Below are 21913 nucleotides of genomic sequence, written 5' to 3'. Positions count from 1 at the left end.
CGCGCGACAACGCGTAAGCAATAAATAATCAGTTTCAATAACAAAGAATAGCATCCATGTCCTTCCTGAAAGAACCCGACTACTCGCACGGGAAAATCGCCAAAACTGCCGTCGTGCTGATCAATCTGGGTACGCCCGACGCGCCGACGACCTCGGCTGTAAAGCACTACCTGAAAGAGTTTTTATCAGACCGGCGCGTGGTGGAAATACCGCGTGCGATCTGGTGGCTGATCCTGAATTGCATCATCCTGCCTTTTCGCTCCAGCAAGTCAGCCGCCAAATATGCGTCCATCTGGACCAAGGACGGTTCGCCGCTGAAGATCCATACAGAAAAACAGGCGCTGCTGCTGAAAGGCTATCTGGGAGAGCGCGGGCATGAAGTGCATGCGACCCATGCAATGCGCTACGGCTCACCCTCCATCCCTGAGGTATTGACCAAACTCAAAGCAGAAGGCTATGACAGGCTACTGATCCTGCCTGCCTACCCGCAGTATTCCGGCACCACTACTGCATCCAATTTTGACGCTGTCGTCCGCCACTACCAGCAGGTCAGGAATGTTCCTGAGCTGCGCTTTGTAAAAAATTATCACGACCACGAAGCCTATATCGATGCGCTGAAAACATCGATCCTGAACTACTGGCAGTCCAATGGCCGTCCAGAAAAATTGGTGATGAGCTTCCATGGCTTGCCCAAGGCCTTCCTGCTGCGCGGCGATCCTTATCACTGCGAATGCTATAAAACTGCACGCCTGCTGGCAGAGCAACTCGGTTTGAGCAAAGACCAGTATATCGTCAGCTTCCAGTCGCGCCTGGGCCGTGCGGAATGGCTGCAACCTTATACGGCGCCTACGGTACAGGCCCTGGCAAAACAAGGCGTGAAGCGGATAGACGTAGTCTGCCCAGGCTTTATCGCCGACTGCCTGGAAACCCTGGAGGAAATTGCGATGGAAGTGCGGCAGGATTTCCTGGTGGCCGGCGGCAAGGAATTTCACTACATCCCCTGCCTGAATGAATCACCGGCCTGGATGCGCGGATTGGCCGAGATCGCCGAACAGCATCTGATAGGCTGGCCGACCATGATTACCGGCAGCATGCGCGAGAAACAAAAGCAGGATGCGCTATTCAGCAGGGCCGAGTCCAAACGGCTGGGAGCCGAACAGTGACGGGCAAGCGCGCCAGCAAGATTTTCGCTGTCGGCGATATCCAGGGCTGCTGCGATCAACTGGACGAGCTGTATCAGCAGATAAGCGCCCAATATCCGCAGGCACGCCTGCTGTTTGCCGGCGATCTGGTCAACCGCGGTCCGCGCTCGCTGGCGACGCTGCGTTTTGTCCATCACCTCGCAACGGCTTCCACAGTTGCACAAGCCGACACGGTACTGGGCAACCACGACCTCCACTTGCTGGCGGTAGCGAACGGGCTGCAGAAAATACATCGCGGTGACACGCTGGACGATATCCTGCAGGCGCCGGATAAGGAAGCCCTGCTGCAATGGCTAAGGCACAGGCCGCTGGCTTTGCATGAAGACGGCCATTTGCTGGTGCATGCCGGCGTCTTTCCTCAATGGACAGTACAGCAAACCCTGGATCTGGCACAAGAAGTGGAAGAAGAACTGCGCGGCCCCAACTGGCTGAACCTGCTGGAACAGATGTATGGCAATAGCCCGGCGCAATGGAATGACAAGCTGCGCGGCATGGATCGCTGGCGCTGCATCATCAATGCATTTACCCGCATGCGTTTTTGCAGCGCAGACGGCGTGATGGATTTTGACAGCAAAGATGGGGTAGGCGCTGCTCCCGCTGGGATGATGCCCTGGTTCGATGTGCCGGGCAGGAAAACTGCAACAACACCGGTGATATTCGGCCACTGGTCCACGCTGGGCCTGGTATTGCGGCCTGACCTGCTGAGCCTGGATACAGGCTGCGTCTGGGGCGGCAAGCTGACCGCAGTGGCGCTGGATGACAGGCAAATCGTGCAGATAGACTGCCCCCAGCACCGGCAACCTGGCTAAGCGAGCCTTTAGCTAAGCTGGCTTGGCTTCTGCTGCCACCACCTCTTCCGGCAAACCCAGTCCCTGCGCCACAGCCTTGCGCGCCAGTTGCGCGATATCGCGCCTGTGTGCGCCGTCGGTGCTGATCGCAGGCATGCGCACCAGTTCTGCCTGCAAACCGCCGGCTTTCAAGATCACGGCCATGCTCTCGACAAAAGTCATGTCGCCGATGAAATCAGCCGCCGGATGCAATACACCCTGCGCATCCAGATAACGCACCGCAAACGGCTGTATCGGTACCTGCGCCTGAATTGCCGCCTCAAACAGGTTTGCATGAAACGGCAGCAGCGTGCCTTGCGGCGCGGTCGTGCCTTCCGGAAAAAAAGCCACTCTATCCCCGGCTTGTATCTGGTGCACCAGGCCTTCGTAGATTTTCCTGACTTCGCGCTGCTTGCCGCGGGCAATAAAGATGGTACCGGTTTTTTCGCACAGCCAGCCTATCAGCGGCCAACCGCGGATATCGGACTTGGCGACAAAATGGCAGGGATGCACAGAGTTCATCACGAAGATATCCAGCCATGACACATGGTTGGCCACGATCAGCGAACGTTGCGCCACCGCGCCGCCCGACAGATCGCGGAAGCCGGAATTAACTTTTACTATCTGCAGCAGCTTGCGCGACCAGCGGCGTATCAAGCGCTCATGGGTGGCGGCCGACGTCCATGGAAACACCAGCGCACACGTCAACAGTCCCGCAAACAAATGCACGGTCACGCGTGCAAAACGCCAAGCTATCATGCCTACCCTTATTATTTTTATCTAGACCAGCTCAATGTAATGCATCAAAAGCCACATGCCCGGCGACGATGGTTGCCTTCACCACGCCTGGCAATTCATAACCGAGGAAAGGCGTATGCTTGCCCTGGCTGACCAGGTTTTTTGCTTCCACAGTCCAGCGCTGCGCAGGATCAAACAGACAGATATCAGCGACCCGGCCGATTCCCAGCTGGCCGCAAGGCAGGCCGGTGACCCGCGCGGCGTCATGAGTGATGCGGGAGATGGCCTGGCTCAGAGTGACTTCGCCGCGGCTTTCTTCCGCCCACTTCAGCGACAGCGACAGCAATAATTCCAGACCAGTGGCACCAGGCGAAGCCTCGGCAAACGGCAGCAATTTTTCGTCGTCATCCACCGGAGTATGGTCGGAGCAGATCGCGTCTATCGTGCCGTCTTGCAGCGCCAGCCTGATCGCATCACGGTCGCGCTGGCTGCGCAAAGGCGGCGTCAGGCGCGCATTGGGATCAAAGAAACCGATATCGGCATCGGTCATATGCACATGGTGCGCGCCGACGTCGCAGGTCAGCGACAGCCCCTGCTTCTTGGCCTGGCGTACCAGCTCCAGCCCCGCTGCGGAAGAGATGCGGCATAAATGGACTTTGGCATCGGTCGCGCGCATCAGTTCAAACAGCGTATGCAATGCAATAGTTTCCGCCATCACCGGCACGCCGGACAGGCCCAGGCGCGAAGCCAGCGGGCCGCTATGGGCAACCCCACCCTTGCCGATGAAAGCATCTTGCGGCCGCAGCCATACCGTGTAGCCGAAGGTGCCTGCGTACTGCAGCGCGCGCTGCAGTACATTGGTGTCTTGAATCACGCTCTCTGCCTGCGAAAATCCTATGCAGCCGGCTTCGGTCAGCGCCGCCATCTCGGTCAGGGCCTCGCCTTTCAGGCCAACCGTCAGGGCGCCCAGCGGATAGACGTGCGCCTTGTTCTGGGTCCTGGCCCTTTGCTTCAGCATTTCTACCAGCCCTGATTCATCCAGCACCGGATCGGTGTCCGGCGGGCAAACCAGGCTGGTCACACCGCCGCGCATCGCAGCCTGCAACTCCGATTCCAGCGTGGCCTTGTATTCAAAGCCGGGTTCGCGCAATCTGGCGCTCAGGTCCACCAGGCCAGGTGCGACCACCAGACCGCTTGCGTCTATTGTCTTGTTGGCGACAAAATCGGCCGGGGCCTGGCCCAGCGCAACGATCTTGCCCGCAACGATATACAAATCCTGTACTGCATCCATGCCGTTGGCAGGGTCTACAATGCGGCCGTTCTTGATATGGATTTTCATCTTGTTCTGATTCCCTGCTTAGTTTCCAGCAACGATGCTCATGACTGCCATGCGCACGGCAATACCGAAGGTGACTTGCGGCAGTATCACTGCCTGCGGACCGTCGGCCACGGCGGAGTCTATCTCTACGCCGCGGTTCATCGGGCCCGGGTGCATCACGATGGCATCCGGCCGGGCCAGTGCCAGCCGTTCCGGCGTCAGGCCGTAGTGTTTGAAATATTCCTGTGCCGACGGCAGCAAGGCACCGCTCATGCGTTCATTCTGCAAGCGCAGCATGATGATCACGTCGACGCCCTTCAGTCCTTCGTTCATGTCGCTGAAGACGCGCACACCCATCTGCTCCAGGCCGGACGGCAGCAAGGTGCGTGGCCCTATCACGCGTACTTCCGGCACGCCCAGCGTAGTCAGCGCATGGATATCGGAGCGCGCAACGCGGCTATGCAATACGTCGCCGACGATGGCCACTGTCAGTTTGGTGAAATCTTTTTTGTAGTGCCTGATCGTGTACATGTCCAGCAAGCCCTGCGTAGGATGGGCATGGCGGCCATCGCCGGCATTGACCACATGCACATGCTGCTGCTTGGTGTCATTCAGGTGCTTGGCGATCAGGTAGGGTGCGCCTGACATCGAGTGGCGCACTACGAACATGTCTGCATGCATCGCCGCCAGGTTGTCTATCGTATCCAGCAGCGACTCGCCCTTGCTGGTACTGGAAGCCGAGATATTCAGATTGATGACGTCGGCCGACAGACGCTTGGAGGCGATCTCAAACGTGGTGCGGGTACGCGTGGAATTTTCAAAGAATAAATTGAATACGCTCTTGCCGCGCATCAGCGGCACCTTCTTCACTTCGCGGTCGCTGATGCTGACGAAGGAGGATGCGGTATCCAGGATGTGGTTGAGGATGGACTTGGGCAAACCTTCTATCGTCAGCAGATGCTGCAGTTCGCCGTGTTTGTTCAGTTGAGGATTATGCATGGTCTATGCTCAGGCTAAAGGTACCGTCTTCTGCGCGCTGCAGATTGATGGAATGGGACTTGTCGTAGGCCGCTGCATCAATCGTGTGCGCAGCAAAATCGGCGGCGATCGGCAGCTCCCTGCCGCCGCGGTCTACCAGCGTGGCCAGCATAATCTTCGCCGGACGGCCGTAGTCGAACAATTCATTGATCGCCGCGCGCGTGGTGCGGCCGGTGTACAGCACGTCATCCACCAGGATAATGCTGGCGCCATTCACGTCAAACGGAATCTGGGTAGGCTTGACCTCGGCATGCAGGCCTTTTTGCGCATAGTCATCGCGATAGAAGGAAACGTCGATGAAGCCCGCCTTGTTATGCAGCGCCAGGTCTTTCGCCAGGCGCTCAGCCAGCCAGGCGCCGCCGGAATAGATGCCGACAATCGCCAGCTTTTGATCCAGTGTGGTCTGGGATTTGATTTGTTCCAGCAGATCCAGATACAGGGCTTCTGCATCGAGATTGAAAGAGGATGTACTCATGGGGTCTGGTCGAAATATTGTTGCAGAATAAGGGCGGCGGCCTGCGCATCGATATGCTCGCCGCGTTTGGCGGAAATCACCGCAGAAGAATAGCGTTCGTCCACCAGTTCTACCGCGATACCGTAGCGGCCGTGCAACTGGTTCGCAAAGCGCTGGCAGCGCTGGGTCATCTCGTGTGCGGCGCCATCCGGATGCATGGGCAGGCCAACCACGCACAAGACCGGTTGCCAGGTCTGTATCAGCTCGGCAATCTCGGCAAACTTCCCGTCGTTGGTAGCGGCGCTGATGATGCTCAGCGGTTTGGCCTCGCGCAGCAAGGTGTTTCCCAATGCCACGCCTATGCGTTTCAAGCCGAAATCAAAAGCCAGTATGCTGCCGTCCAATGCGGCCATCAGGCGTGTCCGGCGTCAGCGGCCAGCATCATCGGGTCTATGCCCAGTAATTTGATGGCGGCCAGGAAACGTTCTTCTATAGGCAAATCAAACATGATGCTGGCATCGGCGGCAACTGTCAGCCAGCCATTGGCCAGGATCTCTTGTTCCAACTGCCCGGCGCTCCAGCCCGCATAGCCGACGCTGATCAACACCCGCTCCGGCCCGTCACCAGCAGCCACGGCTTCCAGCACATCGCGCGAGGTAGTGAATGCAATGTCATCAGTCACTTGCAGTGATGAAGAAAATTTCCCGGCAGGAGCATGCAATACAAAGCCGCGGTCATCCTGCACCGGGCCGCCGAACATCACCGGCTGTTTGCGCATGGGATGGGAATTGGGAATGATTTCCAGCTTCAGGTCGATACGGTCAAACAAACCGGAAATAGTCATGTCCGTCGGCTTATTGATGACCAGGCCCATCGCGCCGCGCTGGTTATGCTCGCACAGGTAAATGACGGAACCGCCAAAAATCGGGTCCAGCATGGACGGCATTGCTATCAGGAAATGATTGGCCAGATTCAATTCAGAATCGGTCGATTTCGTTGAAGAATCGGAAGAAATAGAGGACTTGGAGGGAGACTTTGGCTCCGACCTTGAAGTTTCTCCAAACAAAGTGGAGAGGTGAGATTTTATTTGCTTCGCCATAGGCGCCATTTTAGCATTTTTGCTGCATTCTGGCCCGGTTGGCGCACAAACCTGGCCCTTGTTGCTCATATCTAGCGCATAGCCAACAAAATGAGTGCGGCAAGACCGGTCAGATAATTTTTTATCAATATTGCTACGAAGTTTGTGCCGGCCGGCATTGCCTGAATGGATGATGCCCTTCCTGGCCGGTTTTTCAATCGCGCACCTCGCTTTAATTCTGCCGCTGCTTTTATCGCTACAATGGCGGGACAATCATCAACTGGCGTTCTCTCCATGCAAAAACCGTTTCTCCGTTCGCTAGTCTGGTTCAGGCGCGATCTGCGCAGTTTCGACCATGCTGCGCTTTATCATGCCCTGAAGCAAAGTGAGCAAGTGTATTGCGTGTTCATTTTCGACAAGAGCATCCTGCAGGATTTGCCGGCGATAGATCGGCGCGTGGCCTTCATTCATGACAGTGTCAGCGAACTGGCGGCGGAGCTTGAAAAAATGGGCGGCACGCTGATCGTGCGCCACGCGCACGCCGAGCAGGAAATCCCCAGGCTGGCCGCCGAATTGCAAGTCCAGGCAGTCTTTGCCAACCATGACTATGAGCCGCAGGCAATACAAAGGGACGCGGATGTGGGCAAAAACCTGGCCAGCTTTAATTGCGCGCTGAAAACATACAAGGATCAGGTCGTCTTTGAAAAGGAAGAAGTATTGTCGCTGGCCGGCACGCCGTTCTCGGTATTCACACCGTACAAGAACGCGTGGCTGAAGAAAATGTATGCCGAAGGCGGCGACTTCTATTGCCGCTCTTATCCGATAGAAAGCCATGCCGGCAGCCTCGCCACATATACAAACGCGACTATTCCTGCTTTATCCGACATGGGTTTTACCGACAGCGCCGAGCCGAGAATGGCCGTCCCCGCTGGGATGTCAGGCGGCGCCAAATTGCTGGAAGACTTTCTGCTGCGCATACACCAGTACGATGTAACGCGCGACTTTCCCGCCGTGAAGGGTCCGTCCTACCTGTCCGTGCACCTGCGCTTCGGCACCGTGTCGATACGCCATCTGGTGCGCGAAGCCTTGCACAGCATACGGACCGAAACCGTCAATCCTGGCGCCCAGGTCTGGCTGTCGGAACTGATCTGGCGCGACTTTTATTTCATGATCCTGCACCATCATCCGCATGTGGCCGAGCGCGCATTCAAGCCGGACTATGACGCAATCAAATGGGAATCAGGCGCCCGTGCAGAGCAGATGTTTGATGCATGGTGCCAGGGCAAGACCGGTTATCCTCTGGTCGATGCGGCGATGTGCCAGTTGAACCAGACCGGTTACATGCACAACCGCCTGCGCATGGTGACCGCCTGCTTCCTGATCAAGGACCTGGGCATAGACTGGCGCTGGGGCGAGCGCTATTTCGCCTTGCACCTGAATGATTTCGACCTATCGGCAAACAATGGCGGCTGGCAATGGGCCGCATCTTCCGGCTGTGATGCACAGCCCTACTTCCGCATTTTCAATCCGATTACGCAATCGGAAAAATTCGACGCGGATGGCAAATTCATCCGCCGCTACCTGCCGCAACTAGGCAAGCTGGATCACAAGCAGATACACGCGCCATGGAAGCTGACGCCGATGACACTGAAGATGGCAGGCATCACGCTGGGAGTGGATTACCCTGCCCCGGTCGTTGAGCATGATGCCGCTCGCAAGGAAACACTGGCGCGTTACGCAGTGGTGAAGAAAGTGCAATAAAAAACGCCCGGCTCGGTGTGATCCGGGCCGGGCACCTGGCTTCAATACCTTAGGATTGCGTGCCTGTCATCATCCTGGTGTTTTTTCACCGACGAAACGGGTAATCGCTTCCAGCAAATCATCTTCGCGATACGGCTTACCGAAGTACTCGTTCACACCCAGTTCGTAAGCATAGTTTTTATGCTTGTCCGCGGTACGCGACGTAATCATGATGATAGGAATATGGCTGGTACGCGCATCGCTGCGCACGTTGCGGGTCAAGTCGAAGCCATCCATGCGCGGCATTTCAATATCGACCAGCATCACGTCCGGCGTTACCGACTGCAACTGCTCCAGCGCATCAATACCGTCTTTTGCCAGCACGACCTGATAACCTTCACGCGACAACAGGCGCTGGGTCACGCGGCGTACCGTCAGCGAATCATCGACCACCATCACGATATGCTGAGTACGCAGGCCCTGCACAGGCTTGACCTGCGTGCGGTTCAGTTCAGGATCGTGTGCGATATTCGCAACCGCACCCATTTCCGGCAAGCCGGATTCGGATTGCGCCAGAGGATGACGTACCTGCTCATGCTCCAGTTTTGCCGCCAGCGGCACCGGATTCAGAATCAGAACGATCTCGCCGGAACCAAGCACCGTCGCGCCTGCAATACCTATCATGCGGGACAATTGCGGTCCGATGTTTTTCACAACGACCTCGCGGTTACCGATCACGTCATCAACGTGGATCGCCACCCGTTCGCTACCGCTCTTCATGATCAGCACCGGCGAATATTGCTGCGCTACCGGAGCAGTGTCATGTTCGCCCAGCATGGTGGACAGGTAATGCAGCGTGACGCGGCTGCCTTGCCACATGATGGCGCCATCATTGTAGGCAGCAGCCAGTACCGGGGATTTCAATTGCTGTACCTGCTCCACCAGCACGGAAGGCAATGCATAAGTCCTGCCGCCGGAAGTCAGGATGACCACCTGGGTCACCGCCAGTGTCAAAGGCAAATGTATCGTGAAATGCGCGCCCTGGCCTTCAACCGAGGTCACAGACACCCTGCCGCCCAGCGAAGCTGCCTCTGAGCGCACTACGTCCATGCCCACGCCGCGTCCGGCCAGCTCGGTAATCTCGCTGGCAGTGGAAAAGCCCGGCTCGAAAATCATATTGACCGCTTCGGCATCGCTGGCGTCGTCGTCGTAACCGAGCAAGCCCACTGTCTTGGCTTTTTCGCGGATACGGTTCAGGTTCAGGCCCTGGCCGTCATCGGTGAAGTGGATAACCACTTCATTACCTTCTTGCCGTACTTCCACCAGAAGCTCGCCGGTTTCATCCTTGCCTACTGCGCGGCGGCGTTCACGGGTTTCTACACCGTGCACGATCGCATTCCGCAACAGATGCTCAAACGGTCCCGCCATTTTTTCCAGAACGCTACGGTCCATTTCCACCGATGCGCCGCGGATATCCAGATTGACCCGTTTATCCAGTTCCTTGGAGGCCTGGCGCGTCACACGGTACAGACGTTCGGAAATACTGCCGAACGGCACCATGCGGACCCGCATCAGATCCTGCTGCAATTCACGCGTCAGGCGGGCCTGCGCATGCAAGCCGTCGGAGGCACCGTCTATCGTGCGCGTCAGGTTGTTTTGTACCGTCGCAACGTCACTGACGCTCTCGGCCATCATCCGCGTCAATTCCTGCAGACGGGTAAAACGATCGAACTCCAGTGGATCAAATTCGCGGTCGCCGGACAAGGCCATGCGCGAACTGATCTGCGTTTCAGCCTGGATTTCCACTTCACGCAACTGGTCGCGCAGACGGCTGACGTTTTCAGTCAATTCCACCAGCGAGGATTTCAGCGTGCCCACTTCATTTTCAAGCTTTGAACGCGAGATGGAAACTTCACCGGCCTGGTTGACCAGACGATCCAGGATATCTGCCCGCACACGAACAAGCGGTACTGGAGCGGCTGGCTTAGGCGCGACGCTTGCTAGCGGCGCCGCCTGCACCCGCGCAGGCTGTACGGCCGGCAGCGAAGTAATAGCATCAGGTTTTTCTGCCGCCTGGGCCGATTCAAACCGCGGAGCAGACAGGTCGCGATCAAACTCGCTGACAGCCTGCATAGGCTCCTCATCGACATTGACACTAGCATCAAGGTGTACATTGCCTGGCGCCACCACTTCAGGTGCCCCTGGATTTAACAGACGGTCAAACAGATGCATGGAATGATCGTGCCGCATCAGCAAATCGTCCAGCAGAGGCTGACGCACCGCGCCGCCTGCATGCATCAGGTTTTCTATGCGTGCTTCCATGTCATGCGTGTGCTGACCAAGTTGCATCGCACCCGCCATCCTGGCGCTACCCTTGATCGTATGCATCAGCCGCAAAATGGATTGCGGTATCGCGCCGTCGTCAGGATGCTGCTGCCAGGAGCGCAGCAATTGCCCGACCATAGGCAGCAAGTCATTACCTTCTTCGATAAATACCGGCAGCAAGTCGGCATCCAGGTCATCCTTGATGCGCAGCTCGGAGCTGATTTCAGGAGTGCTAGGATCAAAAGTCGGAATAATCGCAGCGGCAGCCGGCATCTCGGCCAAAGCTGCAGCCGGCTGCGGAAGCTCTTCCGCATCAATCTCGGCGTGGACAGCCGAGAGGGACAGCGATTCCGGCAAAGGCTTATCTTCCAGCTCGGCCATTTCTACGGCAGGTTCGGCTATCAACTCCGCCACAGGCGCACTCGGTCCTGCATCAGAATCGGCACGTGCACTCAGCGCCTGCCTCAGAATGTCCAGGCTATGCACTTCGGCCGGTGCGCGTTCTGCCATTTCCGACAGTGCAAATTTCTGCAGCATGCGTTTCACGCATTCGACGCAGTTATCCAGCACATCGAATTCGGCAGAGTCCAGTACGACAGGATGTTTTTCTATTCTTTGCAATACCAGTTCCAGCGCGTGCGCCAGTTCCTGTGCTGCTTTCAAGCCTACTGTCGCGGAACTTCCCGCCAGCGAATGCGCCGCATGCACTGCATGCATGGACACCGGGCGTTGCGGTTCATGCCGCCATTCGGCGAAATCCTGCGACAGATAGCGGACGATCTCATCGGTTTCCGCCATGTAGATCGTATGCAGCGGCAGGCTGATTTCTATATCACCTATGCGCTTGATATTGTCGTCCTGCACAGGCGCAGGCTGCGACATGTCAGGGAAACTGAGTATCTGTGCATCCAGCCCTTCCTGTGTATCCGCACTGGTGACCAGATGCAGGCTTTCCGCCTGGTTTTGCGCAGGTTCCAGTTGGAATACATTATCGTGGCCGTCATGGCCAGCATGAATATCGTGGACCTCGCCCAATGTTTCAGGCAGGCCATTCAAATCATTCAAGCCATCATGCCCGGTATCGTGCGAAACTTCTTCCGCATGCAGTTCCAGTTCAGGCACATGCGCTTCAGTAGCTTCGGCAAAGGCTTCGGCTTCTACAGGAAAATCTTCTGCGTCCAGTACCGGCGCAGCAACCGGTTCCAGTTCCGATACCAGTTCCGACGAAACAGGCGCCAGGCTTTCTATCGTCTGCAAGCCATGCGCTTCAGTGATTTCAGTGATATCGGGCATTGCGAAATCAGTCGCAATGATCGCTTCCGGCATCAAATCCAATTCCGGAATTCCCGGCGCAACAGCAGGCGCGTCGGCAACCAGGCTTAGCGTATCTGCTTCTGCCGGCAAATCTTCAACGTGCAGGGCTTCCAGTAAAATTTCCGGTTCCGATGCATGGCCGGCAGCCCAGTCCATCGCAGGAACAGGCTCGGCAGCAACCCGGTGCGGTACATCAATTGCGGTGTGCAGGTCGGGGATGTGCTCGGCGGATGTTTCGACAGTGCTACCGAAATCCAGCGGAGCAATATCCAGCGATGCTGGCTCGATATGATCGACAGCTGTCAGTTCTGGTTCTGCTGCAAGGACAGGCTCATCCAGTGTCAGTTCAAATTCCGGCAGCAATTCGATGGCCGGCACTTCCGGAACAACAGCAAACGCAGCAAGCGGCGGCAGCGCCGGGATTTCCGGCACAGGCTCGGGCTGTATCTGCTGCGGCAATTCGGCAACCGGGGCTGCTGCAGCTACGACGGCAGCAGCGACAGGCTCGGTGTATGAAAAGCCCTGGCCGGCCTTGATCCTTTCGGCAGCGGCAATAATCGCTGCGCCATTACGCGCAGATTGCCCTTTTTGCTTCAGGTCTTCTACCCATACATACAGTTCTTGCGCAGCCTTATCCAGCAAGGAATACAAGGTTTCATTACCGTTACGCGATTCCGACAGCCACAGGTTCATTACCTGCTCTATGCTCCAGGCTGCCTCGCCGAATGCGTTCAGGCCGACCATGCGGCCGCTGCCTTTCAGCGTATGGAAGGAACGGCGCAGGCTGGTCAGATATTCCTGGTTGGCAGTGTCCTGGCGGGACAGCGGTATGGTTTTTTGTACGAACTCCAGTACCTCGTCAGCTTCCATCAGGAAGATTTCCAGCAGCTCGGCATCAATCGCTTCATCGCTGCCTGGCAATTCCGCAGTCGGCTCAACAGGGACTTCCTGTACTACCGGATTCGTCGCGGCCACGATCTCATTGAGCGAGCTGACGTCTGGTGCTGCACTGAAATCGGTATTGTCCAACAGATCGATCGCATTGCGGGCCCTGTCAGAAGCCGCGCTATCGTCCAGCAGGCTGGCGACGGAGCGCTCCTGCTCCAGCGAATCCTTCAGTTGCTCTTGCAGCTCCACGCTGCCCGGCTGATCCGCCAATGAGGCGGCCAGCTTGGCGGATTGCTGCTGTTGTAGCACCAGCTCCTGCTCGGCGGTGACGACAGTTTGTGCTTCATGTGCCCGGTCGGCCTGCTGTGTCGAGTCCGCGTAGCTCGCCGGCAACAACTCCTTTTCGGCAGTTTTCTCCAATAAGTTGGAGCGGAACAAGCCTTGCTCGGTGTCGAAAGTAAATTTTTTCTTTGCCGCTTCCGGCTGGTTCTGCAGCGTCTCGATGAAGAAAGTCAAGGCACCGATGTTTTGCGCTACGTTCTGGTACACCGCAGCGTTGACATCCATCTCGTCGGTGCTGGCCAGGTCAGGGAATTGCTTGATCGCGCCACGGGTATGCTCTACCGCCAGCATCGCATCATCCTGATCCAGGATCGCCAGTGCACCGCCTACCTGATGCAATACGCCATCGATAGGCGTCAGGCTATCTTTATTGACCGGATCGCGGAAATATTCGTCCAGGGTTTTTTCTGCCTGGCGCAGGCTATTCTGCATCTCGCCTACCAGCACTGCCATCGTCTGGCGCTGCTGTGCTTCCTTGGAAATTTCACCTATCCACGCGGCCTGGGTTTCCGGCACGTCACCGGACACGATAGACAGCAGGCGCGCGGTAATTTCATCGGCACGCTCGGAGAAGTTGGCCGGCAAACGCATGATGTGGTCCAGCGTATGCTCTACAAACAGCAGGCTGGTAGCAAGCTCAAGCCCGATGTTATTGCTCTCGGGTGCATGCGCCGCATGCCGGGCCAGGCCATTCAGTTCGCGCAGCAGTTTGGACAACGGAGCGGAACCCAGTTCTGTGCCGGCATCCGCCAGCTCTTTCATCTTGGCGGCGAATTTATCTGCCAGGCCGGCTTCGCCATTGGCGATACGGCCCCACAGGTTTTTCACATGCGACAAATGTTCCTTGGCGCTGGCCAGCACATTGGCGGCAACCTGGCCATAGTTCTTCTTGTCGTAATCCTGCGGTACCTGGTTTTCCAGCTGATAGGCTTTGCGGATTTGTTCAACAAACGGGGACGGCTGCTTGACTTGCGCGATAAAGAACAAGGCATCGCGCAACAGGCGCTCGGGAATATTGGTAACGCCGTCTACCAGCCTGCGGATCTGCAGGTTGATGCGACCGAAAATCTGTTTGACGTATTGGGTATTTTCTATCGCACCTTGTGCCACCGATTCCGCAAAACCGCGCATCACTACCCAAAAAGCTTTCGCTTGCGGGCTGGTCTGACCTTGCTCCACTTCCTTGATCAGGTCGTGCATAGCCTGTGCACCGGCTCTTTGCTGCGCGACGTCTTTGCTGGTCAGTACCGTCAGCAGCAGTTTTTCAAAACGCTGCCTCAATCCGACATAATTGACCGCTGCTGCGTTTTTGTTGACGCTCAGCTCAGGCACTTGCTGCTGCACCGACAGCGACGGGAAAAACAGGTCGGCAGGATGAATGCGATCGGCGCCGCGCAGTTCCAGCAGGCCGCGATAATACGGGAACAGCCTTACCGGCTGATGCGGGCTACCGGACAATAAGTCTTCCAGATAGCTGAGCACCGCATGAAAAGCGTCGCTGATGACTTCCACATGCGCCAGATTCAACTCCAGCTGGCCGGCATGCAGGCGGTCTATCAGGTCTTCTATGGTTTCAGTGACGATGGAAACACCGTCGATATCGACGATCTGCAAGGCGCCATGCGCCTGGTGCAGATAGCTTTTGGCATGCCGCAGCATGGTAGCCTGCGCTTCGCTATCCTGCCCTACTGCATCGGCAAGCTGCTTGCCGGCGCTGGTAATCGCCTCGCGCACTTCGGCCATGACCCAAGACAAGGGACCGGTATCGAAAGGTTCTTCTGGATAAGATGACGACACTGAAAAATCGGATGTCATGAGTGCTCCGCAAACTCAAAGGGCAATAATGGCAGTGGTCTGCAATTTATCGCCCCGTATTTATGATCAGACCCAAGGCCGTCCGGTTCCAGCACCACTGCGTTTTCTTCGCAGGAAAGAACCGGGCGTTAGCCTTGGCAGCAACAACCGACAGGAAAAATCAGGCAGCAACCCGGAAACGGGATACGGAATTCCTGAGTTCTTCCGCCAGCATCGACAACTCATGAATCGAGTGCGCTGTCTGCTGGGTACCGGTTTGCGTCTGTTCGGTGATAGTCAAAATGTGCTGGATGTTTTGTGCAACGCCGTTCGCCGAAGTTGCCTGATGCTCGGTCGCCAGGGAAATGCCTTGAATCAGTTCCGCAAGACGGTTGGAAATCCGGCTAATCTCGGACAACGCAGCACCCGCCGCATCTGACAGTTTCGCACCCTCGACCACACCCTGCGTGGATTTTTCCATCGCGGCTACCGCATCATGGGTATCCGTTTGAATCGTACGCACCAGCGCACCAATCTGCTTGGTCGCCTCGCCTGAACGTTCCGCCAGTCGCTGCACCTCCTCCGCAACCACCGAGAAACCGCGGCCCGCTTCACCCGCAGACGCCGCCTGAATCGCTGCATTCAGCGCCAGTACGTTGGTCTGTTCGGTAATGTCGGAAATCAGTTCCGTGATCTCACCAATCTCTTGTGAAGATTCACCCAGACGCTTAATCCGTTTGGAAGTTTCCTGAATCTGTTCGCGAATCTCATGCATACCCTTGATCGCGTTTTCCACCGCATGCGCACCCTGCTCCGCCGCAGCAACCGACTGGCGCGCAACCTCTGCAGATTCATTCGCTGAACGCGATACGTCGGTAATTTCTTCCGCCATCGTCAAAACGACCTGGCCAGCATCGGTAATTTCGCGTGACTGCTGTTGTGACGCTGCCAGCAGATTGGTGGAAATATCCTGCGCCTGATTGGACGCTGACGTAACCTGTGCCGCAGTTGCCGTTACCCGTCCTACCAGACCGCGCAACTCTTCCACCGTATAGTTAACCGAGTCGGCGATCGCGCCGGTGATGTCTTCCGACACCGTTGCCTGCACTGTCAAGTCACCATCCGCAACTTCCTGCAATTCATTCATCAGTCGCAAAATAGCGGCCTGGTTCTGATCGTTTGCAGCTTTCGCTTCTTCTTCCTGCTTCTGCGCCTGCAACATTTGTGCGCCGGCTTCGTCACGACGTTGATTCGCTTCTTTAGCGCGGTTACGGCTATCTTGTAACAGAACCAACGCGATACCTGCAGCAGCCAACAGAGCGATCAGCGCGCTGACCAGCAACAGCCAGAACGGCCAAGCAATCGAATCCTGCTCGGCAGCGTAAGTTCTTTGCAGTTTGCTCAGGCGCTGCTTCAGATCTTCGTTTTCATTAAAGATCAACTGTTCGGATTGTTTCGCAGCAATAAAGTTTTGCAGGTTGCCCAGAATGCTGGAAACCGATTTCTGGTATTCGCTGAAAGTTTTTTGCAATTCTGTCAGTTTCTCGCGGGTATCCTGGTCCTTGGTCGGAGTCAGGCGCAATACGTCGCTACCGTTCAGGAAGCCATCAACCAGATCGCGGAAAGTATTGGTATCTTTACCCAGCAAGAAAGCCGTTTCAGGATTAACACCTTCGGAAGTCAGGAATTCATTCGCGCTACGAGCCAGACGCTGGGTCAACATCACCAACTGGCCGGATGCTGAAATTTCACGGGCGGAACCGCCGCCTTGCACCTTCAGCGTGGAAATCTGTTCTGTCAGTTCCAGCAATGCCGGCGACAGGTTATTCAGTTTTTGCAGTGTCTGGCCAAAACCGGTCAACTCATTACGCAGTTTGGAAATGGTTTCCGCCGCCTTGTCCGAGTTTTTCCAGGATTTCTGGGTATCCTTCAGAATCGCTTCCAGCGAAGAATCCGGTGTCGATACGCTACGGCCTTGATACGTTCCACCGTTCAACAGCGTGGTCAAATCGGTATTCAGTTCGCTACGGCTTTCCTGCAACTGCGTAAACGCAGCCGGATTACCCTGAATCGCATTCGGTGCCGCTTTACCGATACGCTGCGAGTGCATCAGCGCCTCGCCGGCGATCTGCGCCTGCGTGGAAATCTGCGTGGACTGCGACGCGTTCAGATAAACAAACAAGGCCACGAACAGCAGCGCCACAATCATCGTCACCAGCAAGACACGAATCTGTCTTTGCAGTGGCAGATGGCCGATCAGCGGCAGCTTGATATCGCCGCCCTTTTCCAGCGCATCGCCAATGAAGGTCGCGTCAGCGTGGTCTTCCACGCTTGTCTTGCTCAGCATTTTGACATTGCTTGCGTCTTCGACCGAGTGACCGGCATTCGCCAACTCCCGCGCACCATCAGCTTCTCCGTCAAGCTCATGATCTTGTTTCGCCTTCGACCGGAACGGTAGTTTAAATGCCATTACAAAGTCTCCTAAACTGATTGATTCTGACTAGAACTTAAATCTGTAACGCAGGCTGACACTCGTCAGCCATGCTTCTGATTGCACCCAAATGCACTAAAATAATTCTGCTGCTGTCTTTTTTGCGGCGCCGGCCTGTTGCGATCAAAAAGTGATCACAAGCCTACATGCAAAAATTCCTGGTCCTGGACCAGCAGGGACAGGCTCAGCGCCATCCACACATTGCCGTCCTTATCCTTGTATTTCTTGACCATCCACGATTTGCGCACGCCGTCATCCGGGTCATCCAGCGCTTCCATATCGGACAGATTCCTCAGGCCGAACACCTGGGATACCAGCAGGCCGCTATTGAAAGCCAGGCCCGGAGCGAACGCCACTACCCTGGAACCGGCGTCTATCGTCGTGATGTCCTTGCCCTGGAAACGGGCCAGATCGACCACGCTGGTCAAATTACCCCGGATATTAGACAGGCCGCGGTACCAGTCGCGCGTCAACGGCACACTGGTCATCGCAGCTACCGTCACAATTTCCCCGGCTTCTTTCAGTTCCAGCAGATAACGCGTATGCCCCACCATGATGCCCAACTGGCTGGCACTGACCGCAGTACCGCTTTGCGCAGCCTGCATGCGCTGCACCAGCTGAGCCTGGAATTCCCTCAGCCGCGTGCGGCGTACACCCTTCTCCGGCCTTGCAATATCCGAGCCAGGACTAGCTTGTTCCAGCGAGGTTTGATCCATGGGGCGGTCCATTATCCTAATGCCGCGATTTTTGCCAGTAATTCCTGTGGATCTATGGGTTTCACGAGGTAATCGCGCGCACCCTGGCGCAGACCCCAGATGCGGTCTGTTTCCTGATTTTTACTGGTACAGATGATCACCGGAACATCCTGGGTATCCGGGTCACGGGCGATCGCGCGCGTGATCTGGAAGCCGTTCTGGCCCGGCATGACGACGTCCATCAGGATCAGCTGTGGTTTATCCGCTTTGATCTTTGTCAGTGCTTCTTCACCGTTTTCAGCAGTGGATACCGAGAAACCGTTCTTGACCAGGATATCCGTCAAGAAATAGCGCTCAGTTGGAGAATCGTCAACGATCAGAATTTTTTGTATAGCCATTTTTATCTTCACCTCAAATTACGTCGAATTACTTGGATGTATCAGGCGTCGTGTTCGTCGTGTAATTACGTACAGTTTTCAGCAGGCTGTCTTTGGTAAATGGTTTGGTCAGATACTCATCGGAACCAACCATCGCGCCGCGTGCGCGATCAAACAAGCCATCCTTGGACGACAGCATGATCACGGGCGTATCCCGGAACTTGGCGCTTTTCTTGATCAGCGCGCAAGTCTGATAGCCGTCCAGCCTTGGCATCAGGATGTCGCAAAAGATCAAATCCGGATGTGAATCGTTGATTTTGGACAAGGCATCAAAGCCGTCCTCGGCGAGCACCACCTTATAGCCCACTTGCCCCAGGAAAATCTCGGCAGACCGACGTATCGTGCTGCTATCGTCGATCACCATGATTTTCAAATTTTCGTTACCGGTTGGCGTAGACATAACATCATCTCAAGTAGTGGTAGTGGATAAGTCACTTAGAACTGTAGCAAAAATTAAGTAGCTTGCGCCGCTTTTCATGGAATAAGCCTGTTTCCACGACGCAACAACACCGCAATATCGCACAAAAGCTGCATATCAGCTAGTGGGCGCCGCTTAAAGTAATTCTTTTGTTGTTTGTTTTTGCGTTTTACTACCCTAGCTTGCTTCTTTTATTGATTTTTAGCCAGAAAATCAGCTTACTGAGCAAGTAATTAAATCGCAACCATTTCAAAATCTTCCTTACGCGCGCCGCATTCCGGACATGTCCAGTTCATCGGCACATCGGCCCACAGGGTACCGGCAGGAATTCCCTCGTCCGGCAAGCCGGCAGCCTCGTCATACACCCATCCACAGATCAGGCACATCCAGGTTTTGAATTCCACAGTTGTTGTTTCCTTATCACTCACGACTAAAGTCCTTCAATCAAGTAAAATACGAGGTGCTCCGCAATCCATCCTGCACGCATCAGATGCCGCAGCCGTTTTGCAAGACCACCACAAAGGCAGCTATATTAATCTACCCAACGTGCAAAACCAAATTTCCCCACTCATCTTGTCGTTCGGCGCCTCAGATCCGGTCGCATCCATAGGTTTACAAGCAGATATTGCCTCTTTTACAGCGATGGGTTGCCATGGACTGCCGGTTACCACCTGCATCCTGGTCGGCGATACCTCGCAGGTAGACGATGTCTACCCGCTGGAAGCCGATCTGGTTGTCGAACAGGCCCGCACCATCCTGGAAGACATGCCTGTCGTCGCTTTCAAGATAGGTCAAATTGCCAGTGTCGAGAATGCAACGGCCATTGCGGAAATCGTGTCCGACTATCCCGACCTGCCTCTGGTGCTGGACCCTTTCAGCTCGTCGATACCTGACCAGGGGCCGGATTCCGAGGATATTCTGCTGGCGATACGCGAACTGCTGATCCCGCAGACTACCTTGCTGCTGCTGTCCGCAGTGGAACTGTCGCGGCTGGCGGAAACCTGGAAAGAGGGTCCCGCTGAAGAAGATATCGTCGCCGATGTGATGTACCTGATCGATTCCGGCTGCGAATATGTATTCGTCACCGGCACCCCGGCGGAGGGCAATGATGTTGCCAATACTTTATTCAATGAGTCCGGCGTGGTGCGTAACGACCACTGGCAGCGCATCCCCGGCCTGCATGTAGGCTCGGGCAATACCCTGGCGGCCAGTATCGCCGCCTTGCTGGCAAACGGGCTGGAAATCCCGGATGCGGTGCTTGAGGCGCAGGAATTCACGATGGCGGCAATCAGCCATGCGCAAAGACTGGGCATGGGCAAGCTGATCCCCGACCGCAATTTCTGGGCCAAAGAACCCGAATAAAACTTGTATTTGACCAGGCGCCCTCTTCTTCTCCCGGGGCGCCTATCCCACTCGCAGATAGCAGACAGCTGACAATTTAGACAGATCATCATGACCGACCGTAACGACATCCTTTTCCAGCGCGCCCAGAAAACTACTCCCGGCGGCGTCAATTCACCCGTACGCGCATTCCGCTCAGTAGGCGGCACGCCGCGCTTCATCACCCGCGCAGAAGGCCCTTACTTCTGGGATGCGGAAGATCGCCGCTATATCGACTACATAGGCTCCTGGGGCCCGGCCATCGTCGGCCATACCCATCCTGTGGTCGTTAAGGCTGTGCAGGACGCCGCTGCCCGCGGCCTCAGTTTTGGCGCGCCGACAGAAGGCGAAATCGAGATGGCGGAAGAAATCTGCCGCCTGGTACCCTCCATAGAGCAGGTGCGCCTGGTGTCCAGCGGTACCGAAGCCACGATGAGCGCTTTGCGCCTGGCGCGCGGCGCCACCGGCCGCGACAAGATCGTCAAGTTTGAAGGCTGCTACCACGGCCATGCCGATTCGCTACTGGTGAAGGCCGGCAGCGGCTTGCTGACCTTCGGCAATCCCACCTCGGCCGGCGTGCCGGAAGACTTCACCAAGCACACGCTGGTGCTGGACTACAACAATACGCAGCAACTGGAAGATGCATTCAAGGCCATGGGCCATGAAATTGCCTGCGTGATCGTGGAGCCGGTCGCCGGCAACATGAACCTGATCAAGCCTACGCAAGAGTTCCTGCAAACCATGCGCCGCCTGTGTACCGAACACGGCAGCGTACTGATTTTTGACGAAGTCATGTGCGGCTTCCGCGTAGGCCTGGGCGGCGCGCAGGCGCTGTACGGCATACAGGCAGATATCACGGCTCTGGGCAAGGTCATAGGCGGCGGCTTGCCGGTAGCAGCCTTCGGCGGTCGCGCCGACCTGATGAAGCACATGGCCCCGCTGGGCGGCGTCTACCAAGCCGGCACCTTGTCCGGCAACCCGGTTGCCGTCGCGGCCGGCCTCAGCACGCTGAAACTGATACAGCAACCCGGCTTCTACGAAAACCTCACGGCACAAACCAGCAAGCTGGTACAAGGCTTGAGCGCCGCAGCCAAAGCAGCGGGCGTCACCTTCTGCGCCGATTCGCAGGGCGGCATGTTCGGCCTGTATTTTGCAGACTCTGTGCCGGGCAGCTATGGGGCAGTGATGCAGTCGGATAAAGAAAAATTCAACCGCTTCTTCCACCTGATGCTGGATGCCGGCGTGTACCTGGCGCCTTCCGCTTTTGAAGCGGGCTTTGTGTCGGCTCAGCATGACGATGCGGTGATTGAGGCGACCTTGGTCGCAGCGCGCGGGGCGTTTGCGCAGTTGGCGTAAGCTTGCGGGGAGCGTCTTGGGCAGAGGGCAGCTTTGGCTGCCCTTTTTTCATCTGCGCTGCCTCGTATTATTAAGGTT

General features: G+C 56.3%; 17 protein-coding genes. 5 read left to right on the top strand and 12 right to left on the bottom strand.

All coding sequences use genetic code 11. From position 1 onward, the window contains the following. Positions 1 to 56: 56 nt before the first annotated feature. Together hemH and IEW12_RS16225 are read left to right on the top strand one after the other, a co-directional pair. Positions 57 to 1163: a ferrochelatase gene (gene hemH / locus IEW12_RS16230; protein ID WP_188567129.1), complete on the top strand. Its 1107-nt coding sequence runs from the start codon at positions 57 to 59 to the stop codon at positions 1161 to 1163. Continuing rightward, a complete protein-coding gene (locus tag IEW12_RS16225; RefSeq protein ID WP_229751157.1) occupies positions 1160 to 2011 on the top strand; it encodes a symmetrical bis(5'-nucleosyl)-tetraphosphatase in 852 nt (283 codons plus the stop codon). Before hemH ends, IEW12_RS16225 begins: the two co-directional genes overlap by 4 nt. Before the next feature lie 12 nt (positions 2012 to 2023). Here IEW12_RS16225 and IEW12_RS16220 read toward each other — a convergent pair whose 3' ends face one another. The 6 genes from IEW12_RS16220 to IEW12_RS16195 are packed head-to-tail and all read right to left on the bottom strand — an operon-like array spanning position 2024 to position 6676. After that, positions 2024 to 2788: a lysophospholipid acyltransferase family protein gene (locus IEW12_RS16220; protein WP_188567128.1), complete on the bottom strand. Its 765-nt coding sequence runs from the start codon at positions 2786 to 2788 to the stop codon at positions 2024 to 2026. Positions 2789 to 2819: 31 nt separating this feature from the next. Then, a complete protein-coding gene (locus IEW12_RS16215) occupies positions 2820 to 4106 on the bottom strand; it encodes a dihydroorotase (protein ID WP_188567127.1) in 1287 nt (428 codons plus the stop codon). A gap of 18 nt (positions 4107 to 4124) precedes the next feature. Beyond that, complete coding sequence (locus tag IEW12_RS16210) at positions 4125 to 5084, bottom strand: aspartate carbamoyltransferase catalytic subunit (RefSeq protein WP_188567126.1); 960 nt, start codon at positions 5082 to 5084, stop codon at positions 4125 to 4127. Then, positions 5077 to 5598: a bifunctional pyr operon transcriptional regulator/uracil phosphoribosyltransferase PyrR gene (gene pyrR, locus IEW12_RS16205; protein ID WP_188567125.1), complete on the bottom strand. Its 522-nt coding sequence runs from the start codon at positions 5596 to 5598 to the stop codon at positions 5077 to 5079. Before pyrR ends, IEW12_RS16210 begins: the two co-directional genes overlap by 8 nt. Then, the gene (gene ruvX / locus IEW12_RS16200) at positions 5595 to 5990 is read right to left on the bottom strand and encodes a Holliday junction resolvase RuvX (protein WP_188567124.1); all 396 of its coding nucleotides are present in this window, start codon (positions 5988 to 5990) and stop codon (positions 5595 to 5597) included. The genes pyrR and ruvX overlap by 4 nt, the downstream gene beginning before the upstream one ends. Beyond that, complete coding sequence (locus IEW12_RS16195) at positions 5990 to 6676, bottom strand: YqgE/AlgH family protein (RefSeq protein WP_188567123.1); 687 nt, start codon at positions 6674 to 6676, stop codon at positions 5990 to 5992. Before IEW12_RS16195 ends, ruvX begins: the two co-directional genes overlap by 1 nt. Positions 6677 to 6949: 273 nt before the next feature. Between IEW12_RS16195 and IEW12_RS16190 the strand changes: the two genes are divergently transcribed. Continuing rightward, positions 6950 to 8416 (top strand): cryptochrome/photolyase family protein, encoded by a 1467-nt coding sequence (locus IEW12_RS16190; RefSeq protein WP_188567122.1) that lies wholly within the window; start codon positions 6950 to 6952, stop codon positions 8414 to 8416. Between the two features lie 69 nt (positions 8417 to 8485). Here the strand turns inward: IEW12_RS16190 and IEW12_RS28870 are convergent, their stop codons facing one another. The 6 genes from IEW12_RS28870 to IEW12_RS16155 form a co-directional block, all read right to left on the bottom strand. Then, positions 8486 to 15079 (bottom strand): hybrid sensor histidine kinase/response regulator, encoded by a 6594-nt coding sequence (locus IEW12_RS28870; RefSeq protein ID WP_229751156.1) that lies wholly within the window; start codon positions 15077 to 15079, stop codon positions 8486 to 8488. Positions 15080 to 15239: 160 nt separating this feature from the next. After that, positions 15240 to 17528 (bottom strand): methyl-accepting chemotaxis protein, encoded by a 2289-nt coding sequence (locus IEW12_RS16175; protein WP_188567121.1) that lies wholly within the window; start codon positions 17526 to 17528, stop codon positions 15240 to 15242. Between the two features lie 155 nt (positions 17529 to 17683). Continuing rightward, positions 17684 to 18265, bottom strand: coding sequence for a chemotaxis protein CheW (locus IEW12_RS16170; protein ID WP_229751155.1), 582 nt, complete (start codon positions 18263 to 18265; stop codon positions 17684 to 17686). A gap of 11 nt (positions 18266 to 18276) precedes the next feature. Next, the gene (locus IEW12_RS16165) at positions 18277 to 18642 is read right to left on the bottom strand and encodes a response regulator transcription factor (RefSeq protein WP_188567120.1); all 366 of its coding nucleotides are present in this window, start codon (positions 18640 to 18642) and stop codon (positions 18277 to 18279) included. 28 nt (positions 18643 to 18670) lie between these two features. Continuing rightward, positions 18671 to 19081, bottom strand: coding sequence for a response regulator (locus IEW12_RS16160; RefSeq protein WP_188567119.1), 411 nt, complete (start codon positions 19079 to 19081; stop codon positions 18671 to 18673). Between the two features lie 251 nt (positions 19082 to 19332). After that, the gene (locus IEW12_RS16155) at positions 19333 to 19503 is read right to left on the bottom strand and encodes a rubredoxin (RefSeq protein WP_188567539.1); all 171 of its coding nucleotides are present in this window, start codon (positions 19501 to 19503) and stop codon (positions 19333 to 19335) included. Between the two features lie 142 nt (positions 19504 to 19645). On the opposite strand from IEW12_RS16155, the gene thiD reads away from it, so the two are divergent. Both thiD and hemL read left to right on the top strand, forming a co-directional pair. After that, positions 19646 to 20461, top strand: coding sequence for a bifunctional hydroxymethylpyrimidine kinase/phosphomethylpyrimidine kinase (gene thiD / locus IEW12_RS16150; RefSeq protein ID WP_188567118.1), 816 nt, complete (start codon positions 19646 to 19648; stop codon positions 20459 to 20461). A 90-nt stretch (positions 20462 to 20551) separates the two neighbouring features. Continuing rightward, the gene (gene hemL / locus IEW12_RS16145; protein ID WP_188567117.1) at positions 20552 to 21835 is read left to right on the top strand and encodes a glutamate-1-semialdehyde 2,1-aminomutase; all 1284 of its coding nucleotides are present in this window, start codon (positions 20552 to 20554) and stop codon (positions 21833 to 21835) included. Positions 21836 to 21913: the final 78 nt, after the last annotated feature.

Source organism: Parundibacterium terreum (assembly GCF_014636315.1).
GTDB lineage: Bacteria > Pseudomonadota > Gammaproteobacteria > Burkholderiales > Burkholderiaceae_D > Undibacterium > Undibacterium terreum.
Note: the sequence above shows the minus strand (reverse complement) of the source record. Positions and strands in the feature narration are given on the sequence as shown.

Coding starts and splice junctions, on each gene's coding strand:
- hemH (WP_188567129.1), top strand. CDS start 57: ATGTCCTTCCTGAAAGAACCCGACTACTCGCACGGGAAAATCGCCAAA.
- IEW12_RS16220 (WP_188567128.1), bottom strand. CDS start 2,788: ATGATAGCTTGGCGTTTTGCACGCGTGACCGTGCATTTGTTTGCGGGA.
- IEW12_RS16215 (WP_188567127.1), bottom strand. CDS start 4,106: ATGAAAATCCATATCAAGAACGGCCGCATTGTAGACCCTGCCAACGGC.
- IEW12_RS16210 (WP_188567126.1), bottom strand. CDS start 5,084: ATGCATAATCCTCAACTGAACAAACACGGCGAACTGCAGCATCTGCTG.
- pyrR (WP_188567125.1), bottom strand. CDS start 5,598: ATGAGTACATCCTCTTTCAATCTCGATGCAGAAGCCCTGTATCTGGAT.
- ruvX (WP_188567124.1), bottom strand. CDS start 5,990: ATGGCCGCATTGGACGGCAGCATACTGGCTTTTGATTTCGGCTTGAAA.
- IEW12_RS16195 (WP_188567123.1), bottom strand. CDS start 6,676: ATGGCGAAGCAAATAAAATCTCACCTCTCCACTTTGTTTGGAGAAACT.
- IEW12_RS16190 (WP_188567122.1), top strand. CDS start 6,950: ATGCAAAAACCGTTTCTCCGTTCGCTAGTCTGGTTCAGGCGCGATCTG.
- IEW12_RS28870 (WP_229751156.1), bottom strand. CDS start 15,079: ATGACATCCGATTTTTCAGTGTCGTCATCTTATCCAGAAGAACCTTTC.
- IEW12_RS16175 (WP_188567121.1), bottom strand. CDS start 17,528: ATGGCATTTAAACTACCGTTCCGGTCGAAGGCGAAACAAGATCATGAG.
- IEW12_RS16170 (WP_229751155.1), bottom strand. CDS start 18,265: ATGGATCAAACCTCGCTGGAACAAGCTAGTCCTGGCTCGGATATTGCA.
- IEW12_RS16165 (WP_188567120.1), bottom strand. CDS start 18,642: ATGGCTATACAAAAAATTCTGATCGTTGACGATTCTCCAACTGAGCGC.
- IEW12_RS16160 (WP_188567119.1), bottom strand. CDS start 19,081: ATGTCTACGCCAACCGGTAACGAAAATTTGAAAATCATGGTGATCGAC.
- hemL (WP_188567117.1), top strand. CDS start 20,552: ATGACCGACCGTAACGACATCCTTTTCCAGCGCGCCCAGAAAACTACT.